Raw genomic sequence first — 1,215 nt, 5'->3', positions numbered from 1 at the left:
CTGCAAGGGACTTCCTCTGTGAGCACTGCTGCCGCCACGCTGCCCTTCCGCGATCCCGGGCTCCCGCTCGCCGAGCGTGTCGAGGACCTGCTCTCCCGGCTCACCCCGCGGGAGCGGATCGCGATGCTGCACCAGTACGCGCCGGCGGTCCCCCGGCTGGGGGTGGCCGAGTTCCGCACCGGCACCGAGACCCTGCACGGCGTCGCCTGGCTCGGCCCGGCCACCACCTTCCCCCAGGCCGTGGGCCTGGGCGCGACCTGGGACGAGGACCTGATCCACGCCGTGGCCGAGGCGGTCTCGCTCGAGCAGCGCGCCTTCCACCACCACCGCCCCCCGGTCCTCGGCACCGGCCGCACCAGCCTGCAGGGCTGGGCCCCGGTGGTGAACCTGCTGCGCGACCCGCGCTGGGGCCGCAACGAGGAGGGCTACTCCGAGGACCCGCTGCTGACCGCCCGCCTGGCCACCGCGTTCTGCCGGGGCATGACCGGCGACCACCCCCGCTACCTGCGCACCGCCCCCGTCCTCAAGCACTTCCTGGCCTACAACAACGAGGACGACCGCTGCACCACCTCCTCGGGACTGCGCCCCCGCGTCCTGCACGAGTACGACCTGGCCGCGTTCCGCCCGGCCATCGCCACCGGCGCCGCCACCGGCGTCATGGCCGCCTACAACCTCGTCAACGGCCGCCCCGCCCACCTCAGCCCGCTGCTGGAACAGGAACTGCGCCGCTGGGCCCACCCCACCGGCCACGACCTGTTCGTCGTCTCCGACGCCGAGGCCCCCTCCAACCTGGTCGACCCCGAGCACTACTTCGACGACCACGCCACCGCCCACGCCGCCGCATTGAAGGCCGGCATCGACTCCTTCACCGACCACGGCCCAGACTCCGCGGTCACCATCGCCCGGATCACCACCGCACTCGAACGCGGCCAGCTGACCCTGGACGACATCGACCGCGCCGTGCGCCGCCAGCTGTCGATACGCTTCCGCCTCGGCGAGTTCGACCCCGACCTCGACCCCTACGCCACCACCGGCTGGGACACCGTCAACTGCCAAGCGCACCAGGCGCTGGCGCTGCGCGCCGCCACCGAGCAGGTGGTGCTGCTCAAGAACACCGGCCTGCTGCCCCTCGCACCGCAGCGGCGGGTGGCGGTGGTCGGGCCGCTGGCGTGCACCCTGTTCGAGGACTGGTACAGCGGCACCCACCCCTACCGC

1 protein-coding gene is annotated in these 1,215 nt (G+C 73.3%); it reads left to right on the top strand.

Annotated features, from left to right (window positions below; all coding sequences use genetic code 11):
• Positions 1–18: 18 nt before the first annotated feature.
• Positions 19–1,215 (top strand): glycoside hydrolase family 3 protein (locus ACFP3V_RS31445; RefSeq protein WP_380591138.1); only part of this gene is annotated, 1,197 nt, incomplete at its 3' end.

The sequence above is a fragment of the Streptacidiphilus monticola genome (assembly GCF_042658505.1).
In the GTDB taxonomy this organism is placed as follows: domain Bacteria; phylum Actinomycetota; class Actinomycetes; order Streptomycetales; family Streptomycetaceae; genus Streptacidiphilus; species Streptacidiphilus monticola.
This window is presented reverse-complemented; position numbering and strand designations above follow the sequence as displayed.